Genomic DNA, 15,983 nt, shown 5'->3' on the forward strand with positions numbered 1-15,983 from the left:
CGAGAGTTAAGCTTACCCGAGCTTGGGCATAATGCCAAAGTGACGCGCGTACGCCGTCGCCCGGGCGCGCCGTCAGGACTGCAGCTGTGCGGAAAGCCCTCGCAGGCGCCGCAACGTCTCGTCCTTGCCGATGAGCTCCATCGACTCGAACAGCGGCGGAGACACGCGCCGGCCCGTGATCGCGACGCGAGGAGGCCCGTAGGCGATGCGCGGCTTGAGCTCAAGGTTTTCGACTAGCGCCGTGGCGAGAGCATCTTGGATCTTCTCCGGGACGAACTCGGTCACCGGCTCGAGAGCAACGACACACGCATCGAGCACCTCAGCAGCGTTCGCCGGCAGCCCCTTCAGCGCGTCAGCGTCGTACGAGACTTCATCGACGAACAGGAACCCGAGCATGCCAGGCACTTCACCGAGCAACTGCACGCGCTCCTGCACGAGCGGTGCCGCGCGGAACGCGAGTACGAGCTGCTCGTGACTGGGCTCGTCGAACAATCCCGCAGCGGCGAGATACGGGATCGTCCGCTCCGCGAAGTCCTTCACATCCAGCATCCGAATGTGATCGCCGTTGATCGACTCGGCCTTCTTCTGATCGAAGCGTGCCGGATTCGGGTTGACGTTCTCAATGTCGAACGCGGCGATGAACTCGTCCAGCGAGAAGATGTCCCGATCCGGACCAATTGACCAGCCAAGCAGCGCAAGATAGTTCAGTAGGCCCTCCGGAATGAAGCCGCGATCCCGGTGCAGGAAGAGATCTGCCTGAGGGTCGCGCTTGGAGAGCTTCTTGTTGCCCGTCTCCCCCAGCACCAGCGGCATGTGCGCGAATCGCGGCACGAACGTCGTGACGTCCGCATCGATCAAGGCGGCATACAACGCCAGCTGACGAGCCGTCGACGGCATCAGGTCTTCACCGCGCAACACGTGAGTGATGCCCATGAGCGCATCGTCGACCGGATTCACGAACGTGTACAGCGGAATACCGTTCGGCCTGACAACCACGAAATCGGGGAAGGATCCGGCGGGGAATGTCACCTCACCGCGAATCAGGTCGACATAAGTGAGGTCTTCATCCGGCACGCGCAGACGCAGGGCAGGCTGTCGACCCTCTGCGCGGAAAGCCGCCTTCTGCTCGTCGGTCAGATCGCGATCGAAGTTGTCATACCCGAGCTGCTTGGCCCGACCATTCGCCTCGTTGCGCGCATCAATCTCGTCTGCGTTCGAGTAGCTCTCGTAGAGTGCGCCGCCGGCGAGAAGCTTGTCGATCACGCCGCGGTAGATCTCGTGTCGCTGTGACTGGCGGTACGGCGCGTGCGGACCGCCGATTTCCACGCCCTCATCCCAGTCGATCTTCAACCAGGACAGCGCGTCGACAAGCTGACGGAAGCTCTCCTCGCTGTCACGCGCCGCATCGGTGTCTTCGATGCGGAAGATCAGCTTGCCGCCGTTGTGACGGGCGTATGCCCAGTTGTAGAGCGCAGTGCGCACCATCCCGACGTGTGGAAGACCCGTCGGCGAAGGGCAGAAGCGGACACGGACATCGGCACCACTAGCGGTCGTGGTGAGGGGGTGAGGAGTAGCCATAGCCCCTCAATCCTACGCGTGTGAGCGACGCGCGCTGCTCTGCTCAATCAGGTCGGCCGACGGCGACTGCGGCCGTGTGATCGAGCGCGATCGTTCCGTCAACAACGTGCTCAGCACACAGCTGATCGAACGCGCGACGAAACCGTGCACGGTCGGCGACGACGAGCGACTGATAGAACGCCCCCGCAGAGGCCACACCGCCTTCCGCGGACGCCCACAGCTCTCGAATCGTCGTATGCCAGCTCCAGTTGAGCTCTGCGACCTCGACCGTGCGCCACCCGCCTTCTGCCAGCATACGTCCGAATCCAGACACCGTTCGTTCGAAGTCCTGCCCCGGCGGCAGTCGTGTACCTGCCACAGGTACAAGCTCTGCTCGCTCGCATACGGACAGCCAGAACCACGAAGGCGAGACGGTCCAGATCGTCGCCGCCAACACTCCGTCCGGTGCTGCCACGCGCGCCATCTCCTGTGCAGCCGCTCGGGGATCGACTACGTGGTTGAGTACGAAGTTCGCCGTTACGGCATCGAACTCGGCGTCGGCAAACGGCAGGGCGGGCAACGCGCCGTCCACGAGGGTAAGCGTCGGATGTTCCCTGCCAGTCACCACGCGCATCGTCTCCTCGGGTTCACACCCCGTGACGTTCCACCCCGCATCGGACAGCTGCGCCGCCAGAGCTCCCGTGCCGGAACCGACATCCAGCAGTCGACGTTCACGCGCAGGGCCGAGCCGGACGACAAGGGCATCATGAGTGCCGGCGCACAGAGCGGCATACGAGGCGGCATACGCCTCGCCAACGCCAGCCCACTCTCTCATCCCCTGGTTCGCCCCAGCGGTGCGAGCGCCACCATAACGATCACGAGAACGGATGCCGCGATGCCCAACCCCGAGTACTGGAAGTTCGAGAGCACCACGCCAGCGAGCACGGCTCCGGCCGCAGCGGACAGACTCATCAACGAGTCGCTGCGACCCTGGCGACGCGTGCGCAGCTCCGGGGCGCTCGCCTCGGTCAACAGCGCTGCGCCGGCTACGGTCGAGGCACTCCAGCCCAGACCGAGCAGCACCAGCGCGGTCATCACGCCGCCGGCCGAATCGTTCGCGAATATGGCGAAGCCAAGCGCCCCGGCCAGCAGCACCTGGCCAAGAAGCACCACCCGTAGGCGTCCTATTCGGTCAGCGAGGATGCCGAAGATCGGCGACAGCCCGTACATCCCTGCGACGTGCAGTGCGATTGTCGCCCCCACAAGCGACGAGACATCCGCGCTCGAGGCGTGGCCGCCATGAGCGCTCTGCGCCATGTGCGAGAGGTGGATCGGCGTCATCGCCATCACTGATGCCATCACGACGTGTGAGCCGGAGACCACGAAGATCGCGTAGCGCGCGACGGTGGGTCGGTCGGGCAGAGACAGCGGCGCTGACAGTGATGTCGCGGCATCCCGAGCGATGCGCTGCGCGGTCAGCAGCGGATCGGGTCGCAGCGCAACGATGTACAGCACGAAGGCAGCTGCCTGCGCGACGAGGGAGAAGAGGTACGACCCGGTCTGCGGCGGCATGCCTATCGCCTGGCCGACGATCTCGCCCGGTCCGAGCAGCAAAGGACCTGATACGCCGCCGATCGTCGTCGCCCAGACGACCACAGACAGTGCGCGCCCACGATGCTGAGGCGCCGCGAGGTCTGTCGCCGCGAACCGCGACTGCAGGTTGCCGGCGTTGCCGGCGCCGATCATCAGGATGCCTACCAGCAGCAGCGGGAAGATTCGTAGCGCGGCCGCCAGAATCACGACGCCGATGCCGAGGAGCGCGAACAGGTTCCCGAGCGTCAGCGCACGACGTCGACCGACGCGATTGGCGAGTCGAGCCAACGGGATCGCGCACAGTGCCGCGCCGAGCGTCACCGATGCCGTCGCCAGTCCCGACAGCGCGTCGTCGCCGGAGATATCGGCGGCGAGCAGGGCTCCAAGCGAAACGGTCGCGCCGAACGCAATCCCGCCCAGCACCTGCCCGAGCGACAGCACGATGACTGTGCGTCGTTGCACGGCCGCCTGTTCGACGGCCGTGATCCCGATCATGCGACTGGCAGTGCGTCGCGCACGGAGTTGCGAAGGATGCCGAGGCCGCTGACTTCGACTTCGACGGTGTCGCCCGCGATGAACGGGCCGACGCCTGCGGGAGTGCCCGTGAGGATCACATCGCCGGGAAGCAGCGTGAAGACCGCAGAGGCATACTCGATGATCGCTTCGACGGAGTGGATCATGTCGCTCAGAGGGGCGCGCTGGCGCACCTCACCGTTCACGCGAGTCTCGATCGTGGCATCCTTGGCATCGAATTCCGTCTCGATGACCGGACCGAGCGGGCAGAAGGTGTCGAAGCCCTTGCCGCGGGTCCACTGCCCGTCCTTCTTCTGCAGGTCGCGGGCGGTGACGTCATTTCCGATCGTGTAGCCGAAGACGTACTCCAGAGCGTTCTCGGCCTTGACGTTCTTGGCGATCCGCCCGATCACCACGGCCAGCTCGCCTTCGTGCTCGGTGCGCTCGGACAGCGTCGGACGCACAATCGTGTCACCGGGCCCGATCACGGAGGTGTTGGGCTTGAGGAAGAGCAGGGGCTCCTCGGGAGCCACTCCCCCCATCTCTGCGGCGTGATCGTGATAATTCTTGCCGACGCAGACGACCTTCGAGCGCGGAATCACCGGCGCGAGCAGCGCGGCATCCGCCAGCGGCACACGCTCACCAGTGGTTTCATACCCGGCAAACATCGGGTCACCGGCGAGGACGACGAGCTCCCGCTCATCGACGATGCCGTAGCGGATTGCGTCATTGTGGCTGAATCGAGCGATCTTCACTCACCCAGCCTAGCGATTACCGCGGGGCAGAAGTTTGACTGCGATCAGGCGTCGAGGCGCAGCAGCCAGCCGTGCTTGTCTTCGCGACGGCCGTACTGGATGTCGGTCAGCTCTTCGCGCAGCGACAGCGCTAGCTCACCGGTCGGCTGCACCTCTTCGAAGTCCGCCGTCACGAGCGCACCGATCGGCGTCACAACCGCGGCCGTGCCACAGGCGAACACTTCGACGATGTCGCCGGATGCAACACCATCACGCCATTCCTGCAGCGATACCGCACGCCGCTCAACCGTGTGCCCGCGGTCTTCGGCGAGTTGCAGCAGCGAGTCGCGGGTGATGCCCTCGAGGATGCTGTCGGAGTGCGGTGTGACGACGCGTCCGTCCTTGAAGACGAAAACAACGTTCATGCCGCCAAGCTCTTCGACGTTGCCGTCCTGATCAAGGAACACGACCTGGTCGCAGCCCTTCTCATAGGCCTCGGCCTGGGGCAGCAGGCTGGATGCGTAGTTTCCGCCAGTCTTCGCTGTGCCAGTGCCGCCCTTACCTGCGCGCGCATACTGCTCAGAGAGCCAGATCCGCACCGGCTTTACGCCGCCCTTGAAGTACGAGCCCGCCGGGCTCGCGATCAGATAGTACGCGACCTTCTGAGCAGGGCGCACGCCGAGGAAAGCCTCCTTCGCGAACATGAACGGACGCAGGTAGAGGCTCTGATCCTCCCCCGACGGCACCCAGGCACCGTCGACGGCGATGAGTTCGCGAATCGACTGGAGGAAATATTCGACGGGCAGCTCCGGCAGCGCCAACCGGCGGGCGCTGTGCTGCAGGCGCGCACCATTCCGCTCTGGTCGGAACGTGTGGATTGATCCGTCAGCGTGACGGTATGCCTTGATGCCCTCGAAGATCTCCTGACCGTAGTGCAGGACTGCTGCAGCAGGGTCAAGAGAGATCGGCCCGTAGGGCTGAACCCGCGGGCGGTGCCAGCCGCCACGAGCAGACCAGCACACGTCGACCATGTGGTCGGTGAAGACCGTGCCGAAGCCGGGGTCCTTAAGGATCTCTTCACGCGCGGCAGCCGACTTCGCTGCAAGGTTCTTGGTCACAGAAAACTCGAGTGGTGCGAGTTCGGTGTCGATGGTTGTCATGTCACATCCTGCGTTTGATGCGGGCGGCGCTCGCATTCGTCCAGACTACGCCTGGAGCCTCGCGACGATGGCGTCACCCGTCTGGCTGGTGGTCCGTGAGCCGGCTCGATCGGCGATGTCTGCTTCGACCGCGTGAGTGACGCGGCCCGATTCCTCCCGGAGCCCGAGGTGATCGAGTAGGAGTGCGACAGACAAGATCGCCGCCGTTGGGTCGGCTTTCTGCTGGCCCGCAATGTCCGGCGCCGAACCATGAACGGGCTCGAACATCGAGGGGAACGTGCCGTCGGGGTTGATGTTGCCCGAAGCGGCGAGGCCGATGCCACCGGTGACGGCGCCAGCCAGATCCGTGAGGATGTCGCCGAAGAGGTTGTCGGTGACGATCACGTCGAAGCGGGAAGGGTTTGTGACCAGGAAAATCGTTGCCGCATCGACGTGCAGATAGTCTACGGCCACTTCGGGGTGCTCCAGCGCCACCTCGTTGACGATGCGCTGCCACATACCGCCCGAATGCACGAGCACGTTGGTCTTGTGTACCAGCGTGAGCTTCTGCCTCCGGCGTCCGGCGAGCTCGAACGCGTAGCGGACCACGCGCTCGACTCCGAAAGCGGTATTCACGCTCGTCTCGTTCGCGATCTCGTGTGGCGTTCCGGTGCGGATCGCACCACCGTTTCCGACGTAGGGACCTTCGGTGCCCTCACGGACCACGACGAAGTCGATCTCGCCAGGCGATGACAGCGGGCCGGGCGCCCCGGCGTAGAGCTTCGACGGCCGCAGGTTCACGTAGTGGTCAAGCGTGAACCGCAGCTTCAGCAGCAGCCCGCGCTCGATGTTGGCATCCTTCAGCCGAGGGTCGCCAGGGGTGCCCCCGACCGCGCCCAGGATGATGGCGTCATTCGCGCTGATCGCGGCAAGATCTTCATCTGTGAGAGTGTCACCCGTGTCGAGGTAGCGCGCAGCCCCCAGCGAGAAATGGGTCTTCTCGAACGTGACGTCGCTGTCTGCGGTGACCGCATCCAGAATCTTCTCTGCTTCGGCGACAACCTCGGGACCGATACCGTCACCGGGGATGACGGCCAGCTTCACGACACGCGACATGACACTCCTTGCAACCGGAACCGCCCGCAGCGCGACATCGCCGGGGCACGTATCCTCCAGCGTACTGGTCAGCGCGAAGCCTTCGTGCGCAGTGTGACGGCCGCGATCACGCCGGCCAATGCGACCAGCACTGCACCAATCAGTGCGGTCACCATCACCCCGGATTCGAAGGCGGATGCCGCAGCATCCCACAGCGCCGATCCGAGCGGCTCCGGCAGCCCCTGAGAAGTCGTGTAGGCCCCGGCGAGAGTCTCACGGGCGGTATGAGCTGCGTCCGTCGAAACCCCGTCAGGAATGACAAGCGCGCCCCGGTACAACGCGGTGATGATTCCGCCGAGGATGGTGGTGCCCAGCACTGCGCCGAGTTCGTAGGCCGTTTCAGAAACGGCACTCGCAGCTCCTGCCTTCGCCGAAGGCGCGCTGGAGAGGATCAACTCATTGGAAATCGTCTCCGCGGCGCCGATCCCAATGCCCAGCACCACGAATGCGATAACCAACGGCAGCGCACCGTGACCGGCCGTTGTGAAGGCGACCAGCAGGTAGCCGATGAAGGAGAAGACGAGGGCGATCGGCACGACCAGGTGCGGCTGTACCCGGCGCGAGATCGGCACGACCGTGAGCCCCGCGACGATGATGGCAAGCATGCCGGGAACAAGCGCGAGCCCTGCCGCCATCGGCGACATTCCGAGAACAAGCTGCAGATGCTGCGGGACAAAATACAGGAATCCGACCAGGGCGACGACGCTGAGCAGGTTCACCAGGATCGCGCCGGAGAATGTGCCGCGACGGAACAGCGCCATATCAAGCATCGGATTTTTTGCACGCAATTGACGGCGCACGAACAGCGCGCCCATCCCGATGCCCAGCAACGCCCACGCCGCCGCACCGAACGTCGGCCCGTCAACGGCAAGAGACTTGATCGCATAGACGACGGGGATCATCGCGCCCATCGAGAGCAGGATGCTGATCGGATCGATCTTGCCCGGATCCGGGTCGCGACTTTCCGGCACAAGTAGCGGCGCCGCGATCAGCAGCGGAATCAGCACTGGCACCGCAATGAGGAATACCGAGCCCCATGAAAAATGCTCAAGCAGGAAGCCGCCGATAATCGGCCCGAGCGCCGAGCCGGCAGAGAATGCCGAAGCCCAGACCGCAATCGCCAGACGGCGCTGGTCACGGTTCTGGAAGATCGAGCGCAGCAGCGACAGTGTCGAGGGCATGAGCATGGCACCAAAGAAGCCGAGCAGCGCTCGCGCGGCGATCAAAAGAGCCGCGGAGGGCGCGAACGCGGCAAGCACCGAGACGGCAGCGAATCCGGTCGCGCCGATGAGGAGCATCCTGCGGCGACCGAAACGGTCCCCCAACGTCCCCATCGTGACCAGAAGCCCTGCGAGCACGAGCGGATAAACGTCGATGATCCATAGCTGCTCGGCGCCAGACGGTGCGAGATCGATAGCGATTTTGGGCAGCGCGAAGCTCAACACGGTGTTGTCTACCGATACGAGGAGCACCGGCAGCATCAGCACGACCAGCGCGAACCATGCGCGTGCGCCTGCGCGAGGCGCATGGATGCCGCCCGTATCAAGCGTCCCTGTATGAACCATCAGGTATCTTCCTCAGTGTCAATGAACCTGATTACTATACCGTCCAGCTGGTACAGTAATCAACATGTCCCGACCACCGCTTGCACGTGAACGAGTTCTCGACGCCTTCGAGACGATTCTCATCGAGGGCGGTGAGCGCACCGCGACACTGGATGCCACGGCGAAGGCCGCTGGAGTCTCCAAAGGCGGGCTTCTCTATCACTTCGCGACCAAGGATGAACTCATCGCAGGGCTTCTTGAACGGCTAGAACGCCTCGCCGAAGAGGATCTGACGCGAATGGCGTCAGCGCCAGACGGACCCGTCTCCTACTTCCTTCGCACTTCGGTCATGGAAGACGCGGAGCTCGATCGCGCGTTGGTAGCAGCATCCAGGGTCGCGCAGGGCGGATCTCTGCCGACATCCGATGCTTTGCGGCGCATCCGCGAATCGTGGGCAGCAGCACTGCGTCCGCATGTGCGTGACGAAACCGCACTCGATCTCGTGATGCTGCTCAGCGATGGGCTGTACTACAACAACGCCCTCGACGCCGCAGACACGGAGGCCAGCGGTCTCGCCGGCCCCGTGCCGAAGGGCGCGCAGTTGGAGAAGCTCATCGCCCTCGCGCTCAGCGCCGCCACCTGAACGACTGATTCAGAACCCGGATCAGACCTCGGTGATCTCGATCGAGCGGATTACCTTGGCTTCGATCGCCTCTCCGACCTCGGCGAGAAGCTCCTCAGGCACGCGCGAGTCGACGGTCAGCACGGTGAGCGCCGGGCCACCCGCCTCACGACGGGCAACCTGCATCCCGGCAATGTTGATACCGGCCTCGCCGAACTTCTGGCCGTAGACCGCGACGATGCCTGGGCGATCGGTGTACTGCATCACGATGTGGTGCGTCTCGATCGGTACCTCAATGTCGTGTCCGTTGATCCCGACGATCTTCTGAACCATGCGTGTACCGGCGAGGGTTCCTGCAACGGTGAGCACGGTGCCGTCGGCAAGCGCGCCGCGCAGTGTGGTGAGGTTGCGGTACTCGGGGCTTTCCTTATCGACGATCAGGCGGGCTTCGATTCCACGCTGCTCAGCAAACAGCGGGGCGTTTACATAGGAGACGTTCTCGCTGACGATGTTGGAGAGGATGCCCTTGAGCGCCGCCAGACGGTAGACGCTGACGTCATAGTCGGCCAGCTCGCCGCGCACCTCGATATCGAGGCTGGTGAGAGCAGAGGTGGTCAGGCCGCTGAAGATCTGACCGAGCTTCTCGACCAGGGCGATGCCAGGACGCACGAACGGGTCGATGATGCCGCCGGCGACGTTGACCGCGTCGGGCACAAGATCGCCTTCGAGCGCGAGCTTGACGGAACGAGCGACCGAGACGCCGGCCTTCTCTTGGGCCTCGTCGGTCGACGCACCCAGGTGGGGCGTCACGACAATGTTCGGCAACTCCAGCAGCTCGCGAGCGGAACCGCCTTCGACAGGGGGCTCTGAGGTGAAGACGTCGAGACCGGCGCCAGCGATTTCGCCAGCGATCAGAGCTTCGCGCAGCGCAACCTCGTCAATGAGGCCGCCACGAGCGACGTTGACGACGTAGGCCGACTTCTTCATGGCCTTGAACTGGTCTGCGCCGATCATGCCGGTGGTCTCGGGAGTCTTCGGCATGTGGATCGTCAGGAAGTCCGTCTCCGCGACGAGCTCATCAAACGTTCGAAGCTCGACGCCAAGCTGCTGCGCGCGTGCGCTGGTGACGTATGGGTCGAAGGCGATGATCTTCATACCGAAGCCCTGCATGCGCGCAGCGACGAGTGCGCCGATGCGGCCGAGTCCCACGATGCCGAGAGTCTTTTCGAACAGCTCAGTTCCTGTGTACGAGCTGCGCTTCCACTGACCGCTTGCCAGAGACGCGTGAGCTGCCGGTACATGGCGGGCAAGGCTGAGAATGTGCGTGCAGGTGAGCTCTGCCGCGGAGATGATGTTCGAGGTCGGCGCGTTGACGACCATGACACCGGCCCTGGTGGATGCCTGAATGTCGACGTTGTCGAGGCCGACGCCGGCACGGGCGACAACCTTGAGCTTCGGCGCGTGGCTCAGCGCCTCCTCATCGATCTTCGTCGCGGAGCGGATGAGCACAGCATCCGCGTCAGCCAGCGAAGAGAAGAGCGCCTCGCGATCGGTGCCATCAACCTGGCGGACATCGAAGTCGGGGCCAAGGGCCTCGATCGTGGCGGGCGAGAGAACTTCGGCAATGAGCACGACGGGCTTCGGCACAGCGGATCCTTCGAGGTTAGCGACACAGCGCGGATGGGATCGATGCGCCGCACACCGTGGGGGCGCGATCGATTTCCACCTTACCGGAGGGTGAACACTGCTCTGTGACGTGTGACGTCGATCGTCACCTAGTCAGGTCGTCAGCGAAGAGAAATTCAGCGTGCTCAGGGCAACGACATTCATCCAGAACACCGCAACAAGCGCCAAACCCGCGATCATCGTGACGGATAGCTCGCCCGCGCCTCGACGTCGACCGAGCGCAAATGCTGCCACGAAGATCAAAATCGGGAAGATCACCGAGAAGATGAGGACGAACCATCCGTAGGCGTTCATGCCGTACTGCGCGACGGTAACCAGGTAGGCGACCGCGTTCCACACGCCGTAGGCGTAGAACAGTCCGGCAAGACCGACGATGATGCTCTTCCACAGGCCGAGTGTCTGTGTCGCTGGTGCTGTCTGATCGCTCATGCTCCCACCGCCCCGGTCATCACAAAGGGCCACGGCACCAGCAGTGCTACACCCGCGAGAAGACCCAGCGCCCGCACCCATCCCGCCGACTTTCGCGTCAACATCCAGACCGCAGCAAACCATAACGCCGGCGCCAGCACGGCCGCCCAGAGCGCCACCTGGTACATGACACCGGGAATAAGGAACAGCGCGCTCCCCTGCAGATTCAGGCCGCCGATGATCCACCCCAGTGTGTAGAGGAGATAGACGCCACCGACGATACCGAGGAGAAGAAGCATCGGCGTGCTCAGCGGACGGGGCTCATCTGCCTCAGTCGCGACAGCAACGTCCTCAGGTCGCCCCACCGATTCGCTGTCTTTGCCCACAGCATTCCAGCCGTGCGGGAGCACAGGCTTCTGCGTAGGCGCGTCGTCATCGCCATCCCAGGAGAGTGCGTCGTCAGCATCCGATGTCATGTCTCCAGCGTAGCGATGCCAACACGGAGACCGATATGCTCAGGGCGATCATCACATTTAGAAGGAGAACTCACCGTGACTGAGCGTAAGAACAAGGCGGTCGATTCGACCGCCGCTCCGGTTGCGGAGTCAGAATCGACGGCGGAACGGTCCTGGACGCCCACCGCACAGGGGAAGAAGAAGGCCACGACGTTCCGCTGGATCGCCGTCGCACTGTGGATCCTCGCGATCGCGGCGGAGGCATTCGCCATCTTCTGGCTGCTGCGCCAGCGCGAGTTCGTCGGTGAGGACGGCACGCTCGTCCGCAACGCCGACACCGGGCTCTTGGAGACGCAGAACGCCACCGCACAGTTCCCGCAGTGGGCATTCATCACGCTCATCGTGGCGCTCGTCGTCATCGCCGCGTTGGCGATCACTGGCTCCGTGCTGTGGAAGAAGGCGAACCGTCTCGACCCCGCGAAGAAGTCGGAAACCGTGCGCTTCTTCGTGCAGAATCAGCTCGGCGCGATCATCGCGATCATCGCGTTCCTACCGCTGATCATTCTCATCTTCCTGAACAAGGACATGGACAAGGGGCAGAAAGCCACAGCCGGCATCATCGGCATCGTGCTGGCAGCCCTCGCCACCTACATCGGGGCGGACTTCTCCCCGCCGTCGGTCGAGCAGTACACCGCCGACCAGTCGGCTGTGATCCAGCTTCTCGGCGAGGACGAGGTCTTCTGGGTCGAGGGCGGTGCCGTCTACCACGTCTGCGAAGAGGTTCCGGCGATCCAGACCGGCAGCGAGATTTTCGACGGCACGACGGCTGAGGCGGTCGAGGCCGGCAAAATCCGACTCACCCTCCAGTTCGCCTCTGAGATGCGCGCATGTGGTCTGACTGTGCCGGAGAACGCCGATGAGATCACCGAGGCACTCCGCGCCATCCAGGGCGGCGCGGTCGACACACCGCTGCCGACCCCAGTCTGGGCGAACGAGGCAGACGCACCGATCGTGATCCAGGACGCCCCTGCGGAGTAGTTCTACTCCCGGACAAAAAGGGCGCCCCGTGAGGGGCGCCCTTTTTTACGTGAAGCTATGCGTCAGCGCGCAGCACTGCCGTCGATCCACGCCGCGCAGCGGCCAGAAGGCAGAGCCCTCCAGACTGCGTCGACGTCAGCGCGCAGCACTGCCGTCGACGTAGTCCTCGTCGTCCTGCTTCCAGGCGAAGAGTGAACGCAGTTCCTTGCCGGTGACCTCGATCGGGTGCTGCTCTTCCTTGGCGCGCAGCGCAAGGAACTCCTCCGCACCGTTGTCCTGGTCCTCGATGAAGCGCTTGGCAAACGCGCCGGACTGGATGTCGGCGAGCACGCCCTGCATGCTCTCCTTGACGCGAGCGTCGATGACACGCGGACCGGAGACGTAGTCACCGAACTCAGCCGTGTCAGAGATCGACCAGCGCTGCTTGGCGATGCCGCCCTCCCACATGAGGTCGACGATGAGCTTGAGCTCGTGCAGCACCTCGAAGTAGGCGATCTGCGGCTGATAGCCAGCCTCGGTGAGGGTCTCGAAGCCGGCCTGCACGAGGTGGCTCACGCCACCGCAGAGCACAGCCTGCTCACCGAACAGGTCGGTCTCGGTCTCTTCGGTGAAGGTCGTCTTGATAACGCCTGCACGGGTGCCGCCGATCGCCTTCGCATACGACAACGCGACGTCCCAAGCCTGGCCGGAAGCGTCCTGCTCGACGGCGATGATGTCGGGGATGCCACGGCCGGCGACGAACTCGCGACGCACGGTGTGACCAGGAGCCTTCGGAGCCACCAGAATGACATCGACGCCTTCGGGTGTGTCGATGTAGCCGAAGCGGATGTTGAAGCCGTGCGCGAACGCCAACGTCTTGCCCGAGGTCAGGTTGTCCTTGATGGACTCGCTGTAGATCGTGCGCTGGTGCTGGTCCGGCGCGAGGATCATGATGAGGTCGGCCCAGATGGTTGCCTCGGCGACGGTCTTAACCGGGAACCCGGCCTCTTCGGCCTTCGGGGCCGACTTCGAGCCCTCCTTGAGGGCGATCGCGACCTCGACACCCGAGTCGCGCAGGTTCTGCGCGTGTGCGTGGCCCTGCGAGCCGTAACCGACGATCGCGACCTTCTTGCCCTGGATGAGGGACAGGTCGGCGTCGGCGTCGTAGAAGATCTCAGTACTCACGTTGTATTTCTCTTTCTTCTGGAGGTTTGGTGTTAGTCAGTGCTCAGCCGCGCAGAACGCGTTCGGTGATGCTCTTGCCGCCGCGGCCGATGGCGAGGAGCCCCGACTGGGCGAGCTCCTTGATGCCGAACGGCTCGAGGGCGCGCAACAGAGCCTCAACCTTGCCCTTGTCGCCGGTGACCTCGATCACGAGAGCATCAGAGGCGTAGTCGACGACCGACGCGCGGAACAGGTTGACGACCTCGATCACATTGGAGCGAGACGCATTGTCTGTGCGCACCTTCACGAGAACGTGCTGGCGCTGCACAGAGGAAGCCGGATCGAGCTCCACAATCTTGATGACGTTGATCAGCTTGTTCAGCTGCTTCGTCACCTGCTCGAGCGGCAGGTCCTCGACATCGACGACGACGGTGATCCGGGAGATACCAGGAACCTCCGTCACGCCGACAGCGAGAGATTCGATGTTGAAGCCGCGACGGGCGAAGAGCCCGGCGACGCGGGTCAGCAGACCCGGCGTGTTCTCTACGAGGAGACTCAGCACGTGAGTTGACATGGCTCAGATCTCCTCATCGAATGCGGGAGCGTGGTCGCGTGCGTACTGCACGTAGTTGTTGCTGACGCCCTGTGGCACCATCGGCCACACCATCGCGTCGGCGGAGACGACGAAGTCGATCACGACCGGACGGTCGTTGGTCTCCAGCGCGAGCTGAATCGCGGCGTCGACTTCTTCTTCCTTCTCCACTCGGATCGCGAGGCAACCGTAGGCTTCGGCGAGCTTGACGAAGTCAGGAATTCGGATCGTGCCGTGACCGGTGTTCAGGTCGGTGTTCGAGTGCCGACCGTTGTAGAACAGCGTCTGCCACTGGCGAACCATCCCGAGGGAGGAGTTGTTGATGATCGCGACCTTGATCGGGATGTTGTTGATGACGCAGGTGGCGAGTTCCTGATTCGTCATCTGGAAGCATCCGTCACCGTCGATCGACCACACCACGCGGTCGGGTTCAGCGACTTTTGCGCCCATGGCTGCTGGCACTGAATACCCCATGGTGCCGGCGCCACCCGAGTTCAGCCAGGCGTTCGGCCGCTCGTACTTGATGAACTGCGCGGCCCACATCTGGTGCTGTCCGACGCCTGCGGCGTAGATGCCCTCAGGACCGGTCAACTCGCCGATGCGCTTGATCACGTACTGCGGTGCGAGCAGGCCGTCGCTCGGCTCGGTGTATCCGAGCGGGAACTCATCGCGCAGGCCATCGAGGTACGACCACCACTCACCGGTGTCGGGCTTCGCGCCGTCCAGCGCACCACGGAACGCAGCATCCAGATCAATCAGCACATCACGCACGTCGCCGACGATCGGCACGTCTGCGGTACGGATCTTGGAGATCTCTGCCGGGTCGATGTCGACGTGCACAACCTTCGCGTTCGGAGCGAACAACGACGCCTTGCCCGTCACTCGATCGTCGAACCGAGCGCCGAGCGAGATGAGCAGGTCGGCTTCCTGCAGCGCGAGCACCGCGGGAACAGTGCCGTGCATCCCGGGCATACCGAGGTGCTGCGGGTGCGAGTCGGGGAACGCGCCGCGAGCCATCAGCGTCGTCACCACCGGCGCACCGGTGGACTCCGCGAGTTCGAGCAGTTCAGCCGATGCCTTCCCCCGGATGACACCACCACCGACGTACAGCACCGGCTTCTTCGCCTCGACGAGCAGTGTCGCCGCGGCCTGAATCTGCTTGCCGTGCGCCTTGGTCACCGGACGGTAGCCGGGCAGATCGATCTTGGGTGGCCAGATGAAAGGTGCGGTGGCCTGCTGCGCATCCTTCGTAATGTCGACGAGCACGGGGCCAGGACGCCCGGTGCCGGCGATCTCGAAAGCTGCGGCGATCGCGCCCGGGATCTCGGCTGCATCCTTCACCAGGATCGAGTGCTTGGTCACCGGCATCGTGATGCCGATGATGTCCGCCTCCTGGAAGGCATCCGTTCCCATCAACGTCGAGAACACCTGCCCGGTGATCGCCACCATCGGAACCGAGTCCATGTAGGCGTCGGCGATCGCGGTGACGAGGTTCGTCGCACCGGGACCTGACGTCGCGATGCAGACTCCGATGCGACCGGATGCCGAGGCATACCCTTCCGCGGCGTGACCGGCACCCTGTTCATGGCGAACGAGAATATGCCGGAGTTCAGTGGAATCCATCAGCGGGTCATAGACCGGGAGGATCGCTCCCCCAGGCAGGCCGAACACGTCGGTGACGCCGAGCAATTCCAGCGAGCGGACAACGGCTTGCGCGCCACTCATCTCTGGAGCGGTGGATTTCTGGGATGGCGGCCGGGGCACGGCCGAAACAGAATCAGCAGTCATGTCTTTCCTTGATGAT

15 protein-coding genes are annotated in these 15,983 nt (G+C 63.9%); 2 read left to right on the forward strand and 13 right to left on the reverse strand.

What is annotated here, in order from left to right; all coding sequences use genetic code 11:
• Positions 1-72: 72 nt before the first annotated feature.
• The 7 genes from gltX to AC1C2O_RS04085 form a co-directional block, all read right to left on the reverse strand.
• The gene (gene gltX / locus AC1C2O_RS04055; protein ID WP_495429163.1) at positions 73-1,578 is read right to left on the reverse strand and encodes a glutamate--tRNA ligase; all 1,506 of its coding nucleotides are present in this window, start codon (positions 1,576-1,578) and stop codon (positions 73-75) included.
• A gap of 43 nt (positions 1,579-1,621) precedes the next feature.
• Positions 1,622-2,392, reverse strand: coding sequence for a class I SAM-dependent methyltransferase (locus AC1C2O_RS04060; RefSeq protein WP_495429164.1), 771 nt, complete (start codon positions 2,390-2,392; stop codon positions 1,622-1,624).
• On the reverse strand, positions 2,389-3,645 hold the full coding sequence (locus tag AC1C2O_RS04065; RefSeq protein WP_495429165.1) for an MFS transporter: 1,257 nt from the start codon (positions 3,643-3,645) through the stop codon (positions 2,389-2,391). The genes AC1C2O_RS04060 and AC1C2O_RS04065 overlap by 4 nt, the downstream gene beginning before the upstream one ends.
• Positions 3,642-4,418, reverse strand: a complete 777-nt coding sequence (locus tag AC1C2O_RS04070; RefSeq protein WP_495429166.1) for a fumarylacetoacetate hydrolase family protein — start codon at positions 4,416-4,418, stop codon at positions 3,642-3,644. The genes AC1C2O_RS04065 and AC1C2O_RS04070 overlap by 4 nt, the downstream gene beginning before the upstream one ends.
• 44 nt (positions 4,419-4,462) lie before the next feature.
• Positions 4,463-5,557: a branched-chain amino acid aminotransferase gene (locus AC1C2O_RS04075; RefSeq protein ID WP_495429167.1), complete on the reverse strand. Its 1,095-nt coding sequence runs from the start codon at positions 5,555-5,557 to the stop codon at positions 4,463-4,465.
• 45 nt (positions 5,558-5,602) lie between these two features.
• Positions 5,603-6,652 carry a 3-isopropylmalate dehydrogenase gene (locus tag AC1C2O_RS04080; RefSeq protein ID WP_495429168.1) on the reverse strand — a complete coding sequence of 350 codons (1,050 nt, stop codon included), beginning with the start codon at positions 6,650-6,652 and terminating at the stop codon, positions 5,603-5,605.
• Between the two features lie 68 nt (positions 6,653-6,720).
• Positions 6,721-8,256 (reverse strand): MFS transporter, encoded by a 1,536-nt coding sequence (locus tag AC1C2O_RS04085; RefSeq protein WP_495429169.1) that lies wholly within the window; start codon positions 8,254-8,256, stop codon positions 6,721-6,723.
• Between the two features lie 64 nt (positions 8,257-8,320).
• Between AC1C2O_RS04085 and AC1C2O_RS04090 the strand changes: the two genes are divergently transcribed.
• Complete coding sequence (locus AC1C2O_RS04090; protein WP_495429170.1) at positions 8,321-8,878, forward strand: TetR family transcriptional regulator; 558 nt, start codon at positions 8,321-8,323, stop codon at positions 8,876-8,878.
• Between the two features lie 21 nt (positions 8,879-8,899).
• On the opposite strand, the gene serA is transcribed toward AC1C2O_RS04090, so the two are convergent.
• From serA to AC1C2O_RS04105, 3 genes are all read right to left on the reverse strand, one after another.
• Positions 8,900-10,504 (reverse strand): phosphoglycerate dehydrogenase, encoded by a 1,605-nt coding sequence (gene serA / locus AC1C2O_RS04095; RefSeq protein ID WP_495429171.1) that lies wholly within the window; start codon positions 10,502-10,504, stop codon positions 8,900-8,902.
• A 132-nt stretch (positions 10,505-10,636) separates the two neighbouring features.
• Positions 10,637-10,972, reverse strand: a complete 336-nt coding sequence (locus tag AC1C2O_RS04100; RefSeq protein ID WP_495429172.1) for a hypothetical protein — start codon at positions 10,970-10,972, stop codon at positions 10,637-10,639.
• Positions 10,969-11,427, reverse strand: a complete 459-nt coding sequence (locus AC1C2O_RS04105) for a hypothetical protein (RefSeq protein ID WP_495429173.1) — start codon at positions 11,425-11,427, stop codon at positions 10,969-10,971. The genes AC1C2O_RS04100 and AC1C2O_RS04105 overlap by 4 nt, the downstream gene beginning before the upstream one ends.
• A 75-nt stretch (positions 11,428-11,502) precedes the next feature.
• Here AC1C2O_RS04105 and AC1C2O_RS04110 point away from each other — a divergent pair, with 75 nt between their 5' ends.
• The gene (locus AC1C2O_RS04110; protein WP_495429174.1) at positions 11,503-12,444 is read left to right on the forward strand and encodes a hypothetical protein; all 942 of its coding nucleotides are present in this window, start codon (positions 11,503-11,505) and stop codon (positions 12,442-12,444) included.
• A gap of 135 nt (positions 12,445-12,579) precedes the next feature.
• On the opposite strand, the gene ilvC is transcribed toward AC1C2O_RS04110, so the two are convergent.
• From ilvC to AC1C2O_RS04125, 3 genes are read right to left on the reverse strand one after another with little or no spacing between them, the layout of a single operon-like run.
• Positions 12,580-13,608, reverse strand: coding sequence for a ketol-acid reductoisomerase (gene ilvC / locus AC1C2O_RS04115; protein ID WP_495429175.1), 1,029 nt, complete (start codon positions 13,606-13,608; stop codon positions 12,580-12,582).
• Between the two features lie 43 nt (positions 13,609-13,651).
• On the reverse strand, positions 13,652-14,161 hold the full coding sequence (gene ilvN / locus AC1C2O_RS04120; protein ID WP_495429176.1) for an acetolactate synthase small subunit: 510 nt from the start codon (positions 14,159-14,161) through the stop codon (positions 13,652-13,654).
• Positions 14,162-14,164: 3 nt separating this feature from the next.
• Positions 14,165-15,967: an acetolactate synthase large subunit gene (locus tag AC1C2O_RS04125; protein ID WP_495429177.1), complete on the reverse strand. Its 1,803-nt coding sequence runs from the start codon at positions 15,965-15,967 to the stop codon at positions 14,165-14,167.
• Positions 15,968-15,983 lie beyond the last annotated feature (16 nt).

The organism is Microbacterium sp. Y355 (assembly GCF_059445345.1).

Coding starts and splice junctions, on each gene's coding strand:
- gltX (WP_495429163.1), bottom strand. CDS start 1,578: ATGGCTACTCCTCACCCCCTCACCACGACCGCTAGTGGTGCCGATGTC.
- AC1C2O_RS04060 (WP_495429164.1), bottom strand. CDS start 2,392: ATGAGAGAGTGGGCTGGCGTTGGCGAGGCGTATGCCGCCTCGTATGCC.
- AC1C2O_RS04065 (WP_495429165.1), bottom strand. CDS start 3,645: ATGATCGGGATCACGGCCGTCGAACAGGCGGCCGTGCAACGACGCACA.
- AC1C2O_RS04075 (WP_495429167.1), bottom strand. CDS start 5,557: ATGACAACCATCGACACCGAACTCGCACCACTCGAGTTTTCTGTGACC.
- AC1C2O_RS04080 (WP_495429168.1), bottom strand. CDS start 6,652: ATGTCGCGTGTCGTGAAGCTGGCCGTCATCCCCGGTGACGGTATCGGT.
- AC1C2O_RS04085 (WP_495429169.1), bottom strand. CDS start 8,256: ATGGTTCATACAGGGACGCTTGATACGGGCGGCATCCATGCGCCTCGC.
- AC1C2O_RS04090 (WP_495429170.1), top strand. CDS start 8,321: ATGTCCCGACCACCGCTTGCACGTGAACGAGTTCTCGACGCCTTCGAG.
- AC1C2O_RS04100 (WP_495429172.1), bottom strand. CDS start 10,972: ATGAGCGATCAGACAGCACCAGCGACACAGACACTCGGCCTGTGGAAG.
- AC1C2O_RS04105 (WP_495429173.1), bottom strand. CDS start 11,427: ATGACATCGGATGCTGACGACGCACTCTCCTGGGATGGCGATGACGAC.
- ilvN (WP_495429176.1), bottom strand. CDS start 14,161: ATGTCAACTCACGTGCTGAGTCTCCTCGTAGAGAACACGCCGGGTCTG.
- AC1C2O_RS04125 (WP_495429177.1), bottom strand. CDS start 15,967: ATGACTGCTGATTCTGTTTCGGCCGTGCCCCGGCCGCCATCCCAGAAA.